This is a genomic window from Noviherbaspirillum sp. (assembly GCF_035254685.1).
Taxonomy (GTDB): domain Bacteria; phylum Pseudomonadota; class Gammaproteobacteria; order Burkholderiales; family Burkholderiaceae_D; genus Noviherbaspirillum.
Map to the genome: position 1 here is coordinate 152,005 of NZ_DATFAI010000016.1, position 19,670 is coordinate 171,674.

Consider the following 19,670-nt stretch of genomic DNA (forward strand, 5'->3'; position numbering starts at 1 on the left):
TCTCCTTGAATTTAGCCTTTGACTGAGCCAGCGGTCAGGCCGCTAATGAAGTAGCGCTGGAAGAACAGATACAGCAGAACGATCGGTATCGTGGTGATGGTGCCCATGGCCATCATCAGTCCGTCCGAGATCACGTAATCGCTCGCGAGCAGGCCGACCGCGAGCGGCAAGGTACGGATCGAGTCGGAGTTGACGATGATGAGGGCGAACAGATAGTCATCCCAGGCGAGGATGAAGGAAAACAGGAAGGTGGCGACAATGCCGGGCAGCGCGACCGGCAGCACCACATGCCACAATGCGCCGACACGGCTCGCGCCGTCCACCACCGCGGCCTCCTCGATTTCCGGCGGCACCTGCGCAAAATAACCCTTCAGCACCCACACCGAGAACGGCACCGCGTAGGTGGCCACTGCCAGTACCAGGCCCATCCTGGTGTCGAGCAGGCCGAGACCGGACAGCAGGAGGTAGAAGGGCAGGGCCAGCAGGATCACCGGCACCAGGTAGATCAGCAGCACGAAGGCGCCGAGTATCCGTTTTCCTGGGAACTCGAAGCGTGCCAGCGCGTAGCCGCCGAGGATGGCGACTGCGGTGCTGAAGGTGGCGGTGACGAGCGAGATGAGCAGGCTGTTGACGAAGTACAGGCTGAAGTTCTTCTCCACCCACGCCGTCTTCAGGTGCGTCCAGTCTATGACCGAGGGAAGCCACGATGCTGTGGGCGAATAGATCTCCTGCGTTGGCTTGATGGCGGTCAGCACCATCCAGGCGAGCGGGAACAGCGTCGCCAGCGTCACGAGCACGATCAATGCGTAGGCAAACGCCGAGCCGGGAGAGGTCTTCTTAAGCATCGCGTCGCTCCCGTAATGCACGGACGTATATCAGCGAAATGGCCATCAGCAGGAGCAACAGAAGCACCGCCAGCGCCGATGCCTGGCCGAACTTGTGCGCGCCGAATGCGTGCACGTACACGAGGATGGGCAGGATTTCCGTCGATTCTGCCGGCCCGCCGCCGGTGAGCAGCCACATCATCGAGAAATTGTTCGCGATCTGCATGGTGCGCAGCAGGACGATCGTCGCGATGATCAGCTTCAGATTGGGCAGGGTGACGTACCAGAACTCGCGCAAGGGCCCGGCGCCAGCGATGCGCGCGGCCTCGTATTCCTCTTTCGGAATGCCCTGCAGTGCCGCCAGCACCATCACGAACACGAATGGCACGCCGCGCCACAGGTTGACCACCAGTGCGCTGTACATCGCCGATTCGGGATCGGACAGCCAGGAAGCCGTAGCGCCCCATTCGATGCCCGCGTTGCGCAGCGTGACATTGACGATGCCGTTTTGCGGATTGAGAATCCAGCGCCACAGATAGGCAATTACGGCGACTGGCATCACCCACGGCAGGAAGAGCGCGCCGCGGAAGAACATGCGGGCGAATACCAGTCGGTCGAGGGCGACGGCGAGCAACACGCCGACCACGACCTGCGAGGATACCGAGCCGAGCACCCAGACCACGGTATTCCACGCGGCGTTCCAGAAACGCGCGTCGTGCAGCACGGCGACATAGTTGGCAAAGCCGACGAAGCGGCCCAGCCCTTGCCCCAGCTCCGCCTCGAAGAAGCTCATGACGATTGAGTACAGCAGCGGAACGAGAGTGAGCACCGTCAGCAGCAGCAAGGCCGGCGCCATCAGGAGGTAGGGGAGGCTGACCTGCGCCAGCCTCCCGCCCGGCCGCGACATGGGAAGGGCCGCGGCAGTCATTACAGCATCCGCTGGTAGAGCGACTGGATGTCGTCGCGCGACATCTTGCGACAGTTCAGCTGGGTCGAGCGGCTGCCCTCGGCCAACTCCGACAGCCGATCGATCATCTCGGCCTTCACGCCCAGCGACCCCAGCGCGCGCGAGACACCGATCTGGTCGCGCAGCTCCGTGAACCTGGCAAGCGTGGCGCGCGCCGCTTCCGTTGTGTCGGCGGACTGACTGGCAGCGCCGATCACGCGGCCGATGTTGGCGTAGCGCTCGGGGCTGGCCTCGATATTGAATGCCACCACGTGCGGCAGGATTGCGGCCAGGCTCTCGCCGTGGGTCACATCGAGCAGCGATTCGACCGGCGTCGAGAGGCCGTGAATCGCATCATTGCCCTTGCAGGAGATGGCAATCCCGGACATGTGGCTGGCAAGCATCATGTTCTCGCGCGCTTCCATGTCCTTGCCATTCTGTACCGCGCGCGGCAGGTTCTCCATCACCAGGCGAATCGCCTCCAGCGCGAGCACGTCGGCAACCGGGTGGACGTTGGCATTGGTATAAGCGCCGAGCGAGTGGATCAGCGCATCGATGCCCGTGGCGGCGGTCATGCGCGGCGGCACGCTTGCCGTCAGTTCCGGATCGAGCACCGACAGGACCGGGCGGCAGCGCAGGCTGCGGATCAGGTACTTGCGGCCGTCGTCATCTTTCACCATCGCAGCGGAAGTCGCCTCGCTGCCAGTGCCGGAAGTGGTGGGCACCGCGAAGAAGGGAACCGGATCGCCGGGCAACTGGTCGACGCCCTTGTTCACCTGGTCCACGATCTCCATGCCGGAGAGCAGGGTGGTCGCGATGGCTTTGGTGGCGTCCATCGAGCTGCCGCCGCCGAGTGCGAGCAGGCCATCGAAACTGCTCTTGCGCCACAGTGCCACGCCGTTGCGCACTTCTTTCATGGTCGGGTTCGGTTGCACCTCGGCGAAGATATGCGCGTCGATATCGTCCTTCTTCAAGGCAGCGGCAACCTGCTCGGCCAGGCCGCACTGGACCAGGCCCGCGTCAGTGACGATCATCATGCGCTTGACGTTCATGGCCAGGGCGCGGGCGCCCAGCTGTTTCAGGACGCCGCGCCCGAACAGCATGTCGCGCGGCCAGACGGTGGAGAATTGCATCATTGCAGATATCCTTTCTGTAATTCAGACGGCAGCGGGACGCAGCAGCGCGGCTACCTCGTTGACATCGCTCATGCTGTCGAGCGCCCGAATGGCGTCCACAGCTTCTTTTGCCTGTGCATAGGGCAGCACGTCTTCAGCGCCCTCCATGAATTTCTCGGCGTGATCAAACGGACGGTCGCGTGCGCCGAGCAGCTGGTTGCGCTCTTCCGCTTCCACCGAGCCGTCTTCCATGTGTAGTTCCACGCGTGAGCCGTACTGGTAATCGCTGTAATAGAGCGCTTGCATGCGCGCGTCGGTGCGATATTCGACCGCTTCATGCAGGCGGCGGACTTCCGGATCGAAGATGCGCTCCTTGAGGAACTGACGATAGGTCAGCTTGCCGTCTACCAGCGAAGCCGCCACGGCGTAGCCGGCGTCGAAGCACAGCCCCATGTGGCTCAGCCTGTCCTGGCGGATCAGTTCGTAGATGTCTGGCTGGAAGCCGTGATAGCGCTCGCCGACATAGATCGTGACGCCCGGGCAATGGATCACGATACGCTTGACCTTGCGCATGCCGTCGGTGCCGAGACGTTTATTCAGGTTGATTGCCGATTCGATGGCAGCAAGGTTGTAGGCGCAGGAGGGATAACGCTTGGTGTTCAGCGTGCGGGTGTACCACTCGATGCCAAGGCCTTTCAGCAATTCTTCGTGATCGACTTGCTCGGACACGGTGGCGAGAAAGCCGGCGGGATGTTCAACCATGTCAAGGTTGCCGATCAAGCCTTCCTTGCCCAGGTTCGCCGCGACGATGCCCCACATCGCGGGCAGCCCGTTGACCAGCACTTTCGAATCGCTGGACCAGCCAAGGAAGCAGTTTTCCATCGCCATGTAGCTCGAATGGCTGACCGCGCGTGCCAGTGCGATCTGGTCGAGTTTCATGAGGTGGCCGGCGACCAGTGGTGCCTCGACCTGGTGGTTCGGCATGCCGTTGCCGAGATAGGCGCCGCGCTGGATGGCGCGCGAGGTGCGGCCCGCCACTTCATCGCCGATGACGACGGCGGTAATCAGGTCGCGGCCGTTCGCGTGCAGCATCTCCGCGGTCGCAAAAGCGGTCGGAACCACGCAGGCGCCGACATGGCTGATCAGCACCCAGTCATCCCATTCGATGATCTGGCCAGTGCCGGCGTTGTAGAGTGCTGCAGCAGGCGCCGGCGCCTTTTCCGGCAGGCCGAACAGCGTGGCATCGGAGCCGTTGCCGAGAATGCGACTGCCGCGCCGCAAGGATTCGGCGCCGGGCATGCGTGTGCCGGCGAGGCAGGAGCCGATCGTGGCCAGGATCTGCTCCTTGGCGGTGTGCACCACATCGCGCGGCAGTTCATCGAAGCGCAGCGTGCTCGCGAAACGAGCATACTCCATCGTGGCCTGCGGTCGGCTCACTTCAGCAATCCTGTTCAGTTCGGGTGCACCCATTCAGGCCTCCAGCAGCAACAGCGCCTGCATTACCATGGACAACTGCATGATGTAGCGGCGCTCATGTTTGGGAAAATTCGCACGGCCGCCGAGCACGACGGTCATGACCGACCAGCGTCCCGACAGCACTCGCTTCCAGTCCTGTGCGCCCATGGCAATGGTCGCGTGCGGCTGGCGGTCCGGCAGCGCCGGGCCCACGCTTGCGCCGTTCGGTTCCAGTCGCAGGAACAGCGGCTCTTCGCCGTGGCATTCGAATCGGAACTCGCGCCCCAGGGCGCCTTCCAGGCGGCGGCTCATCAGCTGATGGCCGCTTTGCTCCCAGCGCTGCGCGAGCTTGCGCAGCCCCGGAAGCAGGACGGATTCATCCTGCATTGATCTCTCCGGAAAAATGTGGGGGAAAGCGAAGAGGGCGCTCCTCTTCGCCGGGCTTAATCGCCGAAAATCTCCGCAAGCTCGCGCTGGATGTTCTTCGCCGTTTCCGCACTGCCTGTTTTTCTGGCGAGATGAATATTCAGGTTGCGCTCGAGAATGCCCTTCGAGCCAACGATGCCGCCCTTGGGATTCTGGCCATACCAGTCGATGCCGGCGTAATACCCGGTCTGGTTCGCCAGCAGCGTGTTGACCACGTCGGGATAAGCCTTGATCGAGCCGACGCGGTTGAAGTACACGTCGATCGCTTCCTTGTTGTCATACAACGGCAAGCCACCGAGGGCAGTTGCTTCCAGGCCGGCCGCATACTGCTCGGTGGTGTACAGGAACTGCACGAATTTCTTCGCCTCTGCCTTGTTGGGCGACTTGTCGAAGATGGACCACCCTTTGTTGTTCTGCATGGTGATCTGCAGGTTGGCATTGGATGGGATCAATGCGCCGACCTGACCTGCCTTGGACGGATTGGCGTCATGGAACTGGGACAATGCCACCGGCAAGGAGATGGCCATGGCGGGGCCGCCTTGGGCGAAGCTGCGGTTGACCTCGGCATAGGCAGCATTCAGGGAGCCGGGCGGCGTGTACTTGAACAGCTCGGTGTAGATGTCGATTGCCTTGCGGCCCACCTCATTGTCAAAGACCGGCTTGCCTTCCTTGCTCAGCAGATGGCCGCCGTTCGAATACAGCACGACTTCGAAGTTCTGGCGCAACGCCCAGTCGCCCTTGCCGGCGATGGCGATGCCGTATTCGCCCTTCTCCGGCTTGTGCAGCACCTTCGCCGCGTTCATGATGTCGTCCCAGGTCTTTGGCTCCTTCAGTCCCGCCGCGGCGAAGCGGTCCTTGCGCCAGAACAGGTAGTACGGCTGACGGGTGTACGGCACGCCGAGATATTTGTCCTTGTAGCGCCACGCGTCCAGGCTTGCGGCGTGGAACTTGTTCTTGTCGAGGGCGTTGACGATGTCGTCCATCGACGTCAGTGTCCCACCGGGCAGGTCATTCACCCAAGCGGCAAATGCATAAAACATCCAGGTGATATCCGGCGTATTGCCGGATGCCACTGCCGCCGGCCACTTGACGTAGGCATCGCTGGGCGACATCTGCACGATGTCGATGGTGACGTTGGGATGGGTCTTGCGATATTCCGCGGCGGCCTTGTCCAGCCAGGTCTTGTACTGGGCACGTGAGTCGGTGAACCAGAGGGTGAGCTTGACGGGTTGCTGGGCCATTGCGGCCAGCGGGCTGAGCATTGCTCCGAGGACTACGGTGAAAACTGCACGCCTGAAGAAACCAATGAGTGTTTGGTAGCAAACCATGCGTTGTCTCCTATGTTATCGGTGTTGATCACTTGGTTCATTTAGTGAACCCGTGTATCATTGTTTAAACCCATCTTAGGCGGCTTTTTTTTTGAATGCAAGGCGCGAATGTGACGCAATGCAGCGTAATATGCGCGGCATCAATATGCGGTGCGGGCGCAATGAAACTGATAGTTACGCGCTATTCCATGGCTGGCGTTCCGGAGCGGCACAGGGCAACGGCGAACCGCCATCGAAGCAATGCAACACATTTGGACAAGATTGCTGCAAGGAAGCATTGGCCGTCATGATGTTTGTCAGCATCAGCGTTTTTTAAGGAGCCAGGAATGGTTGTCTCGAATCGATCTCTTTCAAGAGGACTCACGATTCTTCGCGTCTTTAACGAGATTCCCGCGCCGACCCTGACCGAAATCGCGACGCGCGTCGGGCTCACCAAGGCGACCTGCCTGCGCTTCCTGCGCACCCTGCAGGAAGAGGGCTATCTGAGCTTTAACGAACAGACCAAGCGCTACCAGCTCCGGCCGCTCATCCTCGAACTGGGTTACGCCGCGCTGTCGAGCCTGTCGCTTCCCATGATCGCGGAGCCCGAAATGGAAGCGCTCGCAGCGGAAGTACGTGGCAGCGTGAACCTGTCCATGCTCGACGGCGACGAGGTCGTGATCGTTGGCCGCCAGGTGGCATCGCGAGAAACCCGCAATCTGGTGACGATGAACATCCATATCGGCACCCGCTTGCCGGCGCACTGCACCGCGATGGGAAGAGTACTGATCGCCACCGAGGTTGAAGACATTCCGGCGTTCGTATCGACCATGCGCGTGACGAAGATGACGCCGAAAACACTGATCCATCGCGCGCATCTCGCGCACGAAATCCAGGAAGCCGGGCAGCGCGGCTGGGCCGTCGTGGAAGAACAGCTTGGTCTTGGCTACTCGGCCATCGGCGTGACTGTCCGGACCGGCGGATCACAGGCTTTCGGCCTTGCCGTGTCGGTGCCGTCGAAGGAATTCACCCGCGCGCGTCTGGTGCGCGAAGTGCTGCCCTTGCTGCAGGCGGCGGCTGATCGGCTGGAGCGTGCATTTGCGCACAGTTCGCCTGGTGGCGTGCCGGAAATCAGGCGGGAATTGGCGTGAATTAGCCTCAACCGCGCGCACCACAAGCGGGAGCGCGGCAGTCGGCTGTGACTGCTCCGCCATCGCGATTCTCCCCTGACAGCCTGCTACATCTTCACCGCGCCAAGCACCTTGTCCAGCGTAATCGGCAAGCTGCGGATGCGTTTTCCCGTCGCGTGGAAGACAGCGTTGGCAAGAGCGCCGGCCACACCGGTCATTCCTACTTCGCCGATGCCTTTCGCGCCGAGCGCATTCACCTGCGTATCCTCTTCGGGCACGAACAGGACTTCGATCTCGCCGATATCGGCGTTGACCGGGATGTGATACTCGGCCAGATTCGCATTGACGAAGCGGCCATCGCGCATATCCAGTACCGAGTCCTCGAACAGCGCCTGGCTGATCCCCCAGACAATGCCGCCCATCAGCTGGCTATGCGCCGTCTTGGCATTCATCACTCGCCCGACGCCATAGGCACCGACCACGCGTGGCACACGAATCAGGCCGAGTTCCGGATCGATGTGCACTTCGGTGAACACCGCGCCGAACGAGTGCATGGAATGTCGCTTTGTCTCCGCTCCGGCGGCGCTTTTTCCTTCGGCCTCGATGCGGTGGCCGGGGCTGCGGGCGATCACCGCGGCTGCCGGTTCCATGCGCTTGCCATCGGCATGGCGCAGCCAGCCATCCTCGACCTTGAGGTCACTTCGGTTTGTTCCGCACAAGGGCGAGAGCCGATCGCTGCAGGCGAGTTCGACGAGCCGGTGACGCGCCTGCAGGCAGCAGGCGTGCACCGCGGAGCCGACGCTTTCCACCGTCATGGAACCGGCGGAGATGGGAGCTTCCGGAAAATCGGTATTGCCGAGTTCGAAGCGAACCTGGGCGGGTGCATATCCGAGCACATCGGCGGCAATCTGCGTCATCACGGTGTAGGTACCGGTGCCGAGGTCTTCCGTGCTCGATTGCACAAGCGCGGTACCGTCGGGGAACAGCTGCACGCGCGCGGCGGCGGGGCTGCGCTTGGCGGGACGCGTCGCAGTCCCCATTCCCATGCCGACCAGCCAGCGGCCTTGCCGCATGGATGCGGGGCGAGGGGAGCGCCGCGCCCAGCCGAAGCGCTCGGCGCCGAGCCGATAACATTCGCGCAAGGACTTGCTCGAAAATGGCAGGTTGCGCTCCGGATCCCTCTCGGCGTAATTGCGCAAGCGCATTTCCAGCGGATCGATGCCGGCTGCGACCGCCAATTCGTCGATCGCGGATTCCAGCGCGAAGCTGCCGGTCGCTTCGCCGGGCGCGCGCTGGAAGGTCGGCGTGCCGACGTTCAGCTTGATCAGGCGGTGCGATGTCGCGACATTCGCGCAGGCGTACAGCATCCGCGTGACGACTGCCGACGCTTCGGTCCAGTCCTCGATGACGGAGGTATTCGCGATCACATGATGCTCGATGGCGAGAAGCTGTCCATCGCGATCGCATCCCAACGATACGGTCTGCTCGGTCAGCGGCCTGCCGCCGACGGGGCCGAACATCTGCGGCCGCTGAAGCACGAGGCGCACCGGACGACCTGCGTGTCGTGCAGCCATCGCGGCGAGGACGACGTGTGACCAGGCAGAACCCTTGCCGCCGAATCCGCCGCCCACGAAAAGATTGCGGACCTGGACCTGACCGATTGGGATGCCGAAGGTTCTTGCGACCGTCTTCTGCACCCCAGCGACATATTGCGTCGAGTCATGCAGAACCAGCCGACTGCCTTCCCAGAACGCCAGCGTGGCATGCGGCTCAAGCGGGTTGTGGTGCTCCATCGGCGTGAGGTACACCGCGTTCGTCCGATAGACAGCGCTTGCCATCGCCCTGGCGGCATCGCCGCGCTGCGTATCGGCCGGCATGTCCAGCACTGTGCCGGGCGAATGCGCACTGGCCATGGCATCCCTGACACGAAGCAGCGCCGGCGTGCGCTCATACTGAATGCGCAGTGCATCCGCGCCGGCGATCGCTTGCTCGAATGTTTCGGCCACCACCACCGCGACCGGCTGCCCGTTGTAATGCACCAGGTCGTCCTGAAGCAAGGACAAGACCCTGCCCTGCGGCGGCTGCACCGCTGCCTTGCCGCCCTGCGGCAGCTTCATGGCATTCCTATAGGTAAGCACAGCGATCACACCCGGCATCTTTTCCACGTCGCTGCTGCCTATTTCCCTGATGCGTCCGTTCGCAACGGTGCTCTGCACCATCACGGCGTGCGCCATGCGGGGAACAGTGAACTCCGCGGTATACCGCGCCATGCCGCAGACCTTTTGCGGACCGTCGATGCGGTCCAGCGGTGCGCCGATGTGTGTCATGCGATACCTCCCGCCACGCTGAATGCCCGCACCACGGCGTGCTTTGCAAGGGCGAGCTTGAAGCGGTTGTGTTCGTAGGGATGTGCGCCCAGCAGGGCGGCATCTGCCGCTGCCTGCAAGGCGGACTGATCGAGTGGATGCCCGATCAGCATCGCTTCGGCCTGCGGCACTCTCCATGGCTTGTGCGCCACTCCGCCAAGCGCAAGCGCGGCGTCCTGGACCATGCCATCGCGCAGATCGAGCGCGGCGGCCACCGACACCAGCGCAAAGGCGTAACTGGCGCGGTCGCGCACTTTCAGATAATGCGCATGGCGGGAAAACGCACTGCGCGGCAGGTCCACTGCCGTGATCAATTCGCCGGGGATGAGCGTGGTGTCCCGTTCGGGGTTGGCCCCCGGTAGGCGATGAAAGTCCTGCATCGGAATGGCCCGTGCCCCGCCTGGCCCCTGGACGCGCACCGTGGCGCGCAGCGCGGCAAGCGCCACTGACATATCCGATGGATTGGTCGCGATGCACGAAGAACTTGCACCCAGGATGGCGTGATTGCGGTTGTAGCCGTCGATGGCGGCACAGCCCGATCCCGGCGCGCGCTTGTTGCAGTGTTCGAAAGCCGTATCGTAAAAGTAGTAACAGCGCGTCCGTTGCAGCAGGTTGCCCCCGATAGTCGCCTTGTTGCGCAACTGCGGCGATGCGCCAGCGAGCAGCGCCTGCGAAAGAAGCGGATAGCGTTGCCGTACCAGCGGGTGATTGGCAGCATCGGCATTGGGCACCATCGCACCGATTCGCACCCCGCCATCCGGCAATTCGGTGATGTCGGCAAGCGCCAGCCGGCTGACATCGATCAGGACTGCAGGCGTCGTGACTCCGCCTTTCATCAGGTCGAGCAGATTGGTGCCGCCGGCAATGAATGCGGCGTCGGGTGCTTTGGCCAGAGCGACTGCTTCTTCCACCGAGGATGCGCGCCGGTAGTCGAACGGATTCATGTGCGGCCTCCCGGTTTCGGTCCGGCCACTGCTGCAATGGCTTTGACGATGTTGGGGTAAGCGCCGCAGCGGCACAGATTTCCGCTCATGCGCTCGCGGATCTCATCGGCATTCAACGCGATATTCTCCGCGCCGACATCCGGCGAGACCGCGCTCGCATCGCCTCGCTGCACTTCGTCCAGCATGGCAATGGCCGAGCAGATCTGGCCAGGCGTGCAATACCCGCACTGGAATCCGTCATGCGCGATGAACGCCGCCTGCATCGGATGCAGTTGCTCCGGGAGGCCAATGCCTTCAATGGTGGTCAATTCATCGCCATCGTGCATCACGGCAAGCGTCAGGCAGGAATTGATGCGCCGGCCGTTCACAAGGACAGTGCACGCGCCGCACTGTCCGCGATCGCAGCCCTTCTTCGTGCCCATCAACCCCAAGTACTCGCGCAATGCATCGAGCAGTGTCACGCGCGGCTCAAGCAGCAGATCGTGCTGTACGCCGTTGATGTGCAAGCTCACGGGCAGGGTGGGAGGCCGGTCCGGATAGCGTCCGGGTGGTGATGCATTGGCCGCAGGAAAAAAGGGCGTGCTCGCGATGGCGCTGGCAGATTGTAGAAACTTCCGTCTGCTCAGCCTGACCTTGCTGCCAGGTGCATCCCGGTTGTCGCCGTAAGGAGAATGGGCGTCATTGGCGTGATGTTCGTCTGAAGCCATGGGTGTCTTGCCTCCATGTGCGTTCGGAAAACCGCTGCGGACCTTGGGCGTGCGGCCTTCCACTGTTTGCTCTTGCGCCCGCAAGCAATCGCTGTGCCGAAAGTTCGCTCGCTGGAAGGGGAGGGGTGACTGATGGCGCCAGTTCAGCGATACCGCGTTGGGCCTTGAGCTATGGAAATTGATGTGCGCTAACGTGAGCCCCAAAGAATCGCACCATCAAGATTGGAAAACAGCGACGGGTGTTCACGCAGCTATCCGCATGAACACCCGTTATAGACCTTCCCTGGCGAACAGGAGTGCCGGAGTGTCGGAGTATCTTTCGGCGCTCCTTTCATGCCACATCCGGGAAGGCGATCATCATGCAAGAGGGTGTACCTTCAACTCCTTCAACTCCTTCAACTGTCTCACGCCGAACCCGGCTGCTAACGTGCGACGATCGTGGTACGGTCGCCATCAGAGATGACGTACACCGGCTGGCCGACCGCATGCGCAGCGGTTGGATGTTCGATGAGATAGCGGCCTTGCGTTCCATCCTGAAATTGCACGGTAACGATGGACGGTCCGCCGCTGGCCGTCGTGACGACAGCGCTGCCACCGGAACTGGACTTCACTGCTGTCTGGTCGACGACTGCCGTGTTTTCGACAGCGGCCACCTTGCCGCTTTGAACGTTGCTCTGTGTGGACGCGGTTGTTTGCGAGGTTGGGGAGGACGCGCATCCGGCGATGACAGCAGCTCCAAAGGCGCAGACAAGAAGGGATTTCATTGATCCGGGATTCATGATGTTTTCCTTTCGGGACGACCAGCGTTGAATTGACTCCAGGCATTGAAACGTCTTTTTATGCAAAAGTCTGACTGCAACAATCGCGCCGAGTTCTACCGGGGGATGAAATGCCTACTACAATGCAACGAAGGACAAACTTTCCATTTGACATGCGCACCAATTTCCTGCCAAACCGCCGCCGGCTTTTTCACTCACACCCGCGCCTGATGACTGCGCTACTCCTCGGTTTCGTCGTCGGCGCCGCGTCACCCACGGCATTCGGCACTCCCCTGCGGGCACTCATTGGCTGGAATGCGGCCGTCTGGGCCTATCTGATGCTGGTGACATGGTTGATGCTTCACAGCGATAGCCGCCGCATGCACAGCCTGGCCAGGCAGGAGGATAACAACGCCGTGTTTGTGCTGGTCGTGATGTCCATCGGCGCCATTCTCAGCCTGGCGGCCATCGTCATTGAACTGGCGTCGGCCAGGAGTGTTCCGGCGAGCAGTCGCCTGCCGCACTATCTACTCACGGGGACCACTGTCTTCGGCTCCTGGCTACTGGTGGCGGTCATCTACACGTTTCATTACGCGCACATGTTCTACAGGGCCGCGCCAGGAGAGAAGCCGCTACACTTTCCGGACGATCTCGCCGATCCGGGCTATTGGGACTTCCTGTATTTTTCATTCACGATCGCCGTGGCTGCCCAGACTTCCGACATCAGTGTCATCACGACGCAGATGCGGAAAGCGGTGCTGGCGCAATCGGTGCTGGCCTTCATTTTCAATGCCGCCATCATCGGCCTGACGATCAATATCGCCGCGAGCGTCGTCGGCTCTTAAGAGTCCATTTCGGTAGGCACTGCCTACCGAAATGGACTCTAAGGCTTGTCATAAACAAGACAGCGTTCAGTCATGCCAGCACGGCATCGGTGCCGGTCGTGGCAGAAGGTTCGAACGATGCCCGCCGTCCCTTTCGTGATTGCGGATGCCCGAAGTGCCGGCTTCGCATGCGTCACCCGGATCCTGCCTTCACCGTCGGATCAAGCTGTTTCCGAGCCGAGTTTATTTGCGGATGCTCAGACTCCAGAGTCGCAACGCGACATGAATCTCCAGCGCCCGGCTTGGGCTGCCCCAATAACCCAGCAGCTCTTCGATATTGGCCAAACGCTGCCGCAATGTGTTGACATGAATGCCCAAGCGGGCCGCAGTCGATTTCGCGTTCTGGCTGTTCTCGAAATAACTGAGCAGCGTATGCGTGAGATCGGCGCTGCGCTTCTGGTCGTAAGCGATCAGCGGCCCGATGTTCGCATTCAAAAACGCTTTCAGGCTTGTCTGATCGTGAGTCTCGAACAAGACCGAGTACAGGGCCATCTCGTTTTGATCGATGATCTGCCCCTGGACGCCGATGCGCCCGAGCACGGAAAGCGCACGCCTCAGCACGGTATACAGCGAGGGAATTTCTGCGGAAGCCTGAATCGGCCGTGACATGACGCCGCGATAATCCTGGCTGAATTCACGCCTGATCGCGGCGGTGAATTCTTTCAGGATGTCCTGCGCCCTGGTGGTCCCGCAAACGATCACCAGCACGCCATCGACTTCATCCAGCACCAGTCTGGAAAACGGAACGCTCGCACGCAGCCGCCGCGCCACAAACTCCGGTTTCGGTTGCGCCATTTCGATGAGCATCATTGAAATCGGCTGGGACAGGTCAAGCCCGAAACGTTCGGCGCGTTCCCCGATCAGTTTCGTGTCTTCCTGCCGGGGGAAAATGAGAGCGCGCAGCAAGGTGGATACGTCGCGGCTCTTGATGGCTTCGATCCGTTCCTGGGAAAGCAAAACGATGCCGAGGACGCTCGAGCTTCTCTCCAGTGTGCGTATCGATATTTCGCTCAGGTCGTCATGCCGGAAGAGCAGTACGGCTCCCAACACGTCGTCGCCGCCGATGACGGCAGTGACCCTGCATAGTTCGCCATCCGCTTTGTAGGCAAGCACCGATCGCCCTCTCAACCGACTTTCGCGCAGTGCCTGCGTGATGGCGGCGCTGTGTGCCGTGTGCGGCGCATAGGCCGCGGCTGCTGTTCCGACATATCCGGATGCTGTCGCTCGACAGATGACCTGGGATGCTTCGTCCAGGATGAGCACGTCGCCTTCGAGCAACTGCGCAATGGAATGGCAGAGGTTGCCGAGCGACGCCCCCTTCGCAAGCAGGGATGTCAGTTGTTCGTGCGCTTCGGCGGCGCTCTGCACATCGCGTGCGCGGCATTCCAGCTCCGCGCGTGCAAGATCGGCCCTGTGCAGCGCCGCCTTGGCCTGCTCGAAGGCTTTTGCGTTATTGATCGCGACGGCGGCGTGCGTCGCCAGTGTGGAAAGAATGGCAACGTTCAGGGCAGTGTAGGTCCTGTGGTAGCGATCTGCGACGAACAACAGGCCAAGGACTTCGCCGTCGCAGAGCAACGGGACGCCAAGCAATGCAGCGATGCCTTCATCGCGAAACGTATTGTCAATCTCGGGGTCGTGGTGAAACCGATTGTCGTGGAGATAGTCCGGAGTCGAAAAAGGCAGGCGCGTCGACATCACGACGCTGGCGACGCCCAGCTGCCGTCCGGCGGTCATCTTCGTTGTGCTTTCGGCGATCGCGCCGTCGGTGACCACGACCCGGAATTCGTTGTGATCGGCGTCGTACACCGACAGCCAGGTGACATGCGCTCCCAACAGGTTACGGGTGCGAGTGGCAATCGCTCCCAGCAGTCCGGTCAGATTCAGACGGCTGGAAAGATCCTTGGCGGATTCGACCACGGCCAGCATGCCCTGCTCACTGTGCTGCTGCGACTCCAACCGGTCCTGAACCGCCATCGCCATGTGCACGAGTTCGACAACGCTGGACTTGTGCGGATCGCCATCGGGAATCGCTTCAGCCTGGGCCAGGCGCAGTGCGAACTCTTTTGCCGGTGCGCTCTGGTGCAGCAGGCCAATCAGATCGGCAGCGATGCTTTCAGTCGTGTGGACGATTCCAACATGATCATTCAATTTCTTCATTCCGCGCCGACCAGACCGTGTAGCGATTGTTGTATTCGGGTCATTGTAATCCAAGCCAACTGAAAAAATTAGCCGCTGCCGTTTCCAGGCTTTCGCCGGAGGCCATGTTGTCCAGCTACACAAATGCAGGGCTTGCGATGTCGGTTTCTCACATTGAGTCGTCATGCAGAGCTCCATATAGTGAGTCCGGTCGCGTGCCGAGGCGATGCGGTCAGTCCGCAATCCGGGCAGCGAATGCCATTTGCAATCAGACAAGAATTCAAGCATGCCCGAGATCGTGGGCATGCGATAGACCGTTCAAACAGGAGAGGAAAGATGAAAAAGTTTCTAGACGGCCGGGTGGCCATCGTGACCGGAGCAGGAAGCGGTCTGGGGCGCGCTCATGCCCTGGCGCTCGCGAAGTACGGTGCGCGGGTGCTGGTCAACGATATCGGAGGCTGCCATGCCGGATCGCCAGGACGGAATGTCGTCGATCAGATCGTGAGCAATGGCGGCATCGCCATGGCGGACGGGGGTGACGTCACCAACTTTGCCCAGATGGAAAAAATGGCGGCGCTCGCCGTGAGCGAGTGGGGGCGCGTCGATATCCTCGTCAACAACGCCGGCATTTTGCGAGACAAGAGCTTTTCAAAAATGACGCTCGATGAATTCCGCCTCGTGATGGACGTGCACCTGATGGGCTCCGTCAACTGCACCAAGGCGGTATGGGAGCAAATGCGCGCGCAACAGTATGGCCGCATCGTGATGACGACGTCCTCATCCGGCCTGTACGGAAATTTCGGCCAGTCGAACTACAGCGCCGCCAAGATGGCCCTTGTCGGTCTGATGCAGACGCTCGCGCTGGAGGGCGCCAAGCACAATATCCGCGTCAATTGCCTGGCCCCGACTGCAGCGACCGCAATGACGGAAGGCATCCTCTCGCCGGAAGACCTGGCGCAACTCCAGCCGGCTGCCGTGAGCCCGGGCGTGGTGGCGCTCGCGGGAGAAAATGCACCGACACGCATGATTCTTCTGGCGGGCGCCGGAAGCTTCGAGTGCGCGCACATCACCATGACAAAGGGCATCTTTGCAGGTGACGCGGAGGATCCGGTTGCCGACATCTGCAAGAGGTTCGATGAGATCCGGGATCGACACGGCGAGACTGTTCCGGAATCGGGCTGGGCCCAGTACCAGGCTGAGCTTGCCAAGGCCGGCGCTACGGTCGAATGAGGGTGCATGAGGTCGACTAAGGTGACATAAGGTCGCATAAGGTCAACCAAGCACCAGCACGACGCAAATCTTGTTTGCGCGGCATGCCGCGCGCGCTCTCGCTTGTCCATGCGGCGGCGAGGCGCCGGCGGCTTACCGCTGAAACTCGCGCCATTCCATCCAGTTGCTACATCCCGATGCCCCCGTATATGTACTTAATGCACATAGTTTTTGAGACGCCCATCCCCGACACTTGAATCCGATCTTCGCGCCTCGTTCACCAGTCGTGGGCGAACGCGATGGCTTTCAAAAAATGAAGCCTGCCTTTGCTGCCCGGGCCGATTGGAGAAGGGCAGGGCTTTTGCAGCGGGCAGCCAGTTTGAAATTCAGATCGAATAAGCGGTCGCTCCAGAGGAATACATGAAAGACGCAGTCATTGTCTCCACCGCACGCACGCCTATCGGCCGTGCCTTCCGGGGATCACTCAACCATATCAAGTCGCCCACCATGATGGGGCATGCCGTCCGGCACGCGGTGGATCGCGCCGGGATCGACGGTGCAGAAATTGACGACGTCGTCATCGGAAGCGTGCTGACCGCCGGAACCGGCGGCGGCAATCTTGCCCGCTACGCCGCACTGGCCGCCGGCCTTCCCAACACGGTACCGGGGCAGACCATTGACCGTCAGTGTTCCTCGGGCTTGATGGCGGTGGCGGTCGCCGCCAAGCAGGTCATCGTTGACGGCATGCAGGTAGTCGTTGCCGGCGGCCAGGACAACATCTCCGCGCTCCAGAATCGCTACATGGACTGGACCTGGCAGGACGCCGATCCAAACGTTGTGACGGCCGCCGAACATGCCTACATGCCCATGTTGAAAACGGCAGAATTCGTGTCCGCCAAATATGGCATCTCGCGCGATGCGCAGGACCGTTATTCCCTCGAATCGCAACGCCGAACCGCCACGGCCCAGAAGGCAGGCTTGTTCGATGCAGAGATCGTACCGATCCGCACCACGATGGCCGTACTCGATAAAGCAACCGGGCAGGTGAGTCACCGCGACGTCACCTTGTCCGCCGACGAAGGCAATCGCCCCGACACGACGCTCGAAGGATTGCAGGCCCTCAAGCCGGTGATCGAAGGCGGTGTCATCACTGCAGGCAATGCGAGCCAGCTCTCGGATGGGGCGTCTGCCTGCGTCGTGATGGAGCGCAGGCTGGCCGAACGTCGCGGGCTGGAACCGCTTGGTATCTACCGCGGCATCGCGGTAGCGGGATGCGCTCCGGAAGAAATGGGCATCGGTCCCGTACCTGCTATTCACAAACTGCTCGATCAGCACGGCCTGAGCGTCAAGGACATCGGCTTGTGGGAGCTGAACGAGGCGTTTGCGTGCCAGACACTGTACTGCCGCGACAAGCTCGGTATTGATCCGGAGATCTACAACGTCAACGGCGGTGGAATTTCAGTGGGCCATCCCTACGGCATGACCGGTGCGCGCCTCGTAGGACACGCGCTGATCGAAGGTCGGCGACGCGGCGTGAAATACGTCGTGATTTCGATGTGCGTCGGCGGCGGTATGGGCGCGGCCGGCCTTTTCGAGGTGGCATGAGCCAATGACTCTGGCCAGGCATGGAGAGAAGCCGGCCTGAACCCCGGTAAGGGAGGAACCAAAAGAACAGTGACCACATTGCAGTACTGACCATTTCAGAACGCCAAAGCAATATGGCGTAGGCACACCATCCATAAGGAAGAGGAAAATGACTATTCGCTTGAAATCCCTGATTCTCCCAGTTTCATTCGCTGCAGCGATTGCCGTCCCCGCGATGGCCGGGGCGGAAGTGGTGAAGATGGCGTTCATCGATCCCTTGTCGGGGTCTTTCGCGCCCGTCGGAGAAAACATGCTAAGAAGCTGGCAGTATGTCGCCGACATGGCCAACAAGCAGAAGTGGGCGGGCGACAACACCTTCAGCATCACTGGTTTCGATAACAAAGGCAGCCCGCAGGAATCGCTGGTCCAGTTGAAGGCGGCCATCGACCAGGGCTATCGCTATATCATCCAGGGCAACGGCTCGGGCGTCGCGCTTGCCCTGATCGACGCCATCAACAAGTACAACGACCGGAATCCAGGCAAAGAGGTCATCTACCTGAACCATGCGGCGGTCGATCCCGATCTCACCAACAGCAAGTGCAGCTTCTGGCACTTCCGTGTCGACGCCAACAGCGACATGAAGATGGAGGCCATGACCTCGTACATGGCGAAGGACCCGAACATCAAGAAGGTCTATCTGATCAACCAGAACTATGCATTCGGCCATTCCGTCCAGCGCGCAGCCCGCGAGTATCTGAAGCGCAAGCGCCCGGACATCCAGGTCGTTGGCGATGATCTGCATCCGATCGGACAGGTGAAGGACTTCTCGCCCTACATTGCGAAGATCAAGGCAGCCGGCGCCGATACCGTCATTACCGGCAACTGGGGTGCTGATCTCGCGCTGCTGATCAAGGCCGCGAAAGACGCCGACCTGAAGACGAACTTCTATACCTATTACGCCGTGACCACAGGCACGCCTACCGCAATGGGCAGCGCCGGCGCCGACCACGTGAAATTCGTAGGCTACTGGAACCCGAACAACCAGGGCTTTGTCGGCAAGGACATCGTCGAAGGCTTCAAGAAGAAGTACAACGATGACTACTACACGATGGCGACCTATACCGGCATGAAGATGCTGGGCCAGGCGATCAAGGAGACGAAGTCGACCGATCCCGTCAAGGTCGCGTTTGCCATGGAAGGCATGAAGGTGCAAAGCCTGAATGGCGAAGTCGAGATGCGCAAGACTGACCACCAGTTGCAGCAGCCGCTCTATATCACGACGTGGACCAAGGTCAACGGCAAGGATGTGAAGTTCGACCAGGAGAACACCGGCTATGGCTGGAAGACTAACCAGGTGCTCGATACCCATATCTCAGCGCAGCCGACTTCCTGCCAGATGAAGCGTCCGTCGAAGTAAGAAGCCCCGCGCAGCGTGGTGGCTCGCAGGTCATCACGCTGTTCCCCTAGCCATAAAAACAAGAGAGTTGCCTATGGTCTGCCAAGGAACATATTGCACGTTTGTTTGAGCATAGCGGGCGCACTGCGGCGCAACGAACGCCTTGCATTGCATCCCGCCATGCCCGGGAAAATGCACAATCTGTTCCTTGACAGGCCCCTAGCTGGCAGGAGACGTTTCATGGAGTTTACAGTCATCACCTTGCTGAACGGTCTGAGCTACGGGCTGCTGCTGTTCATGCTTTCGTCGGGCCTGACGCTCATTTTCAGCATGATGGGCGTACTCAATTTCGCCCATGCCAGCTTCTACATGATCGGCGCCTATTTCGCCTATGCCGTCAGCAGCCAGATCGGCTTCTGGCCGGCGCTGGTGATCGCGCCCCTGCTGGTGGGCGCCATCGGCGCCGTGGTCGAGCGCTACGGC

At 61.0% G+C, this 19,670-nt stretch carries 18 protein-coding genes; 7 read left to right on the forward strand and 11 right to left on the reverse strand.

Features of this window, described 5'->3' with window-relative positions; translation table 11 throughout:
- Positions 1-11: 11 nt before the first annotated feature.
- The 6 genes from VJ698_RS04375 to VJ698_RS04400 are packed head-to-tail and all read right to left on the reverse strand — an operon-like array spanning position 12 to position 6,094.
- Positions 12-845, reverse strand: a complete 834-nt coding sequence (locus VJ698_RS04375; RefSeq protein WP_324101473.1) for a carbohydrate ABC transporter permease — start codon at positions 843-845, stop codon at positions 12-14.
- Positions 838-1,752, reverse strand: a complete 915-nt coding sequence (locus tag VJ698_RS04380) for a sugar ABC transporter permease (RefSeq protein ID WP_324101474.1) — start codon at positions 1,750-1,752, stop codon at positions 838-840. The genes VJ698_RS04375 and VJ698_RS04380 overlap by 8 nt, the downstream gene beginning before the upstream one ends.
- Positions 1,752-2,906, reverse strand: coding sequence for an iron-containing alcohol dehydrogenase (locus VJ698_RS04385; RefSeq protein ID WP_324101475.1), 1,155 nt, complete (start codon positions 2,904-2,906; stop codon positions 1,752-1,754). The genes VJ698_RS04380 and VJ698_RS04385 overlap by 1 nt, the downstream gene beginning before the upstream one ends.
- 21 nt (positions 2,907-2,927) lie before the next feature.
- The gene (locus VJ698_RS04390) at positions 2,928-4,355 is read right to left on the reverse strand and encodes an MmgE/PrpD family protein (RefSeq protein ID WP_324101476.1); all 1,428 of its coding nucleotides are present in this window, start codon (positions 4,353-4,355) and stop codon (positions 2,928-2,930) included.
- Positions 4,356-4,727: an SCP2 sterol-binding domain-containing protein gene (locus VJ698_RS04395; protein WP_324101477.1), complete on the reverse strand. Its 372-nt coding sequence runs from the start codon at positions 4,725-4,727 to the stop codon at positions 4,356-4,358. It abuts the gene before it with no gap.
- A 56-nt stretch (positions 4,728-4,783) separates the two neighbouring features.
- Complete coding sequence (locus VJ698_RS04400) at positions 4,784-6,094, reverse strand: sugar ABC transporter substrate-binding protein (protein ID WP_324101478.1); 1,311 nt, start codon at positions 6,092-6,094, stop codon at positions 4,784-4,786.
- A gap of 118 nt (positions 6,095-6,212) precedes the next feature.
- Here VJ698_RS04400 and VJ698_RS04405 point away from each other — a divergent pair, with 118 nt between their 5' ends.
- Positions 6,213-6,410 carry a hypothetical protein gene (locus VJ698_RS04405; RefSeq protein WP_324101479.1) on the forward strand — a complete coding sequence of 66 codons (198 nt, stop codon included), beginning with the start codon at positions 6,213-6,215 and terminating at the stop codon, positions 6,408-6,410.
- A 10-nt stretch (positions 6,411-6,420) separates the two neighbouring features.
- On the forward strand, positions 6,421-7,224 hold the full coding sequence (locus VJ698_RS04410; RefSeq protein ID WP_324101480.1) for an IclR family transcriptional regulator: 804 nt from the start codon (positions 6,421-6,423) through the stop codon (positions 7,222-7,224).
- Between the two features lie 86 nt (positions 7,225-7,310).
- Here VJ698_RS04410 and VJ698_RS04415 read toward each other — a convergent pair whose 3' ends face one another.
- The 4 genes from VJ698_RS04415 to VJ698_RS04430 all read right to left on the reverse strand — a co-directional run bounded on the left by VJ698_RS04415 (position 7,311) and on the right by VJ698_RS04430 (position 11,999).
- Entirely contained in the window at positions 7,311-9,530 is a 2,220-nt protein-coding gene (locus VJ698_RS04415) for a xanthine dehydrogenase family protein molybdopterin-binding subunit (protein ID WP_324101481.1), read from the reverse strand.
- Entirely contained in the window at positions 9,527-10,513 is a 987-nt protein-coding gene (locus VJ698_RS04420) for a xanthine dehydrogenase family protein subunit M (RefSeq protein WP_324101482.1), read from the reverse strand. The genes VJ698_RS04415 and VJ698_RS04420 overlap by 4 nt, the downstream gene beginning before the upstream one ends.
- On the reverse strand, positions 10,510-11,220 hold the full coding sequence (locus tag VJ698_RS04425; protein ID WP_324101483.1) for a 2Fe-2S iron-sulfur cluster-binding protein: 711 nt from the start codon (positions 11,218-11,220) through the stop codon (positions 10,510-10,512). The genes VJ698_RS04420 and VJ698_RS04425 overlap by 4 nt, the downstream gene beginning before the upstream one ends.
- Before the next feature lie 422 nt (positions 11,221-11,642).
- Complete coding sequence (locus VJ698_RS04430; RefSeq protein WP_324101484.1) at positions 11,643-11,999, reverse strand: hypothetical protein; 357 nt, start codon at positions 11,997-11,999, stop codon at positions 11,643-11,645.
- Positions 12,000-12,151: 152 nt separating this feature from the next.
- Here VJ698_RS04430 and VJ698_RS04435 point away from each other — a divergent pair, with 152 nt between their 5' ends.
- The gene (locus VJ698_RS04435; RefSeq protein WP_324101485.1) at positions 12,152-12,823 is read left to right on the forward strand and encodes a DUF1345 domain-containing protein; all 672 of its coding nucleotides are present in this window, start codon (positions 12,152-12,154) and stop codon (positions 12,821-12,823) included.
- Positions 12,824-13,045: 222 nt separating this feature from the next.
- On the opposite strand, the gene VJ698_RS04440 is transcribed toward VJ698_RS04435, so the two are convergent.
- A complete protein-coding gene (locus VJ698_RS04440; RefSeq protein WP_324101486.1) occupies positions 13,046-15,304 on the reverse strand; it encodes a helix-turn-helix domain-containing protein in 2,259 nt (752 codons plus the stop codon).
- Between the two features lie 30 nt (positions 15,305-15,334).
- On the opposite strand from VJ698_RS04440, the gene VJ698_RS04445 reads away from it, so the two are divergent.
- The 4 genes from VJ698_RS04445 to VJ698_RS04460 form a co-directional block, all read left to right on the forward strand.
- Positions 15,335-16,228: an SDR family NAD(P)-dependent oxidoreductase gene (locus VJ698_RS04445; RefSeq protein ID WP_324101487.1), complete on the forward strand. Its 894-nt coding sequence runs from the start codon at positions 15,335-15,337 to the stop codon at positions 16,226-16,228.
- A gap of 399 nt (positions 16,229-16,627) precedes the next feature.
- Positions 16,628-17,812: an acetyl-CoA C-acyltransferase gene (locus VJ698_RS04450; RefSeq protein ID WP_324101488.1), complete on the forward strand. Its 1,185-nt coding sequence runs from the start codon at positions 16,628-16,630 to the stop codon at positions 17,810-17,812.
- Between the two features lie 148 nt (positions 17,813-17,960).
- Complete coding sequence (locus tag VJ698_RS04455; RefSeq protein WP_324101489.1) at positions 17,961-19,208, forward strand: branched-chain amino acid ABC transporter substrate-binding protein; 1,248 nt, start codon at positions 17,961-17,963, stop codon at positions 19,206-19,208.
- A gap of 219 nt (positions 19,209-19,427) precedes the next feature.
- Positions 19,428-19,670: ABC transporter permease subunit (locus VJ698_RS04460; RefSeq protein ID WP_414691103.1), on the forward strand; the 243-nt coding region annotated here is incomplete at its 3' end.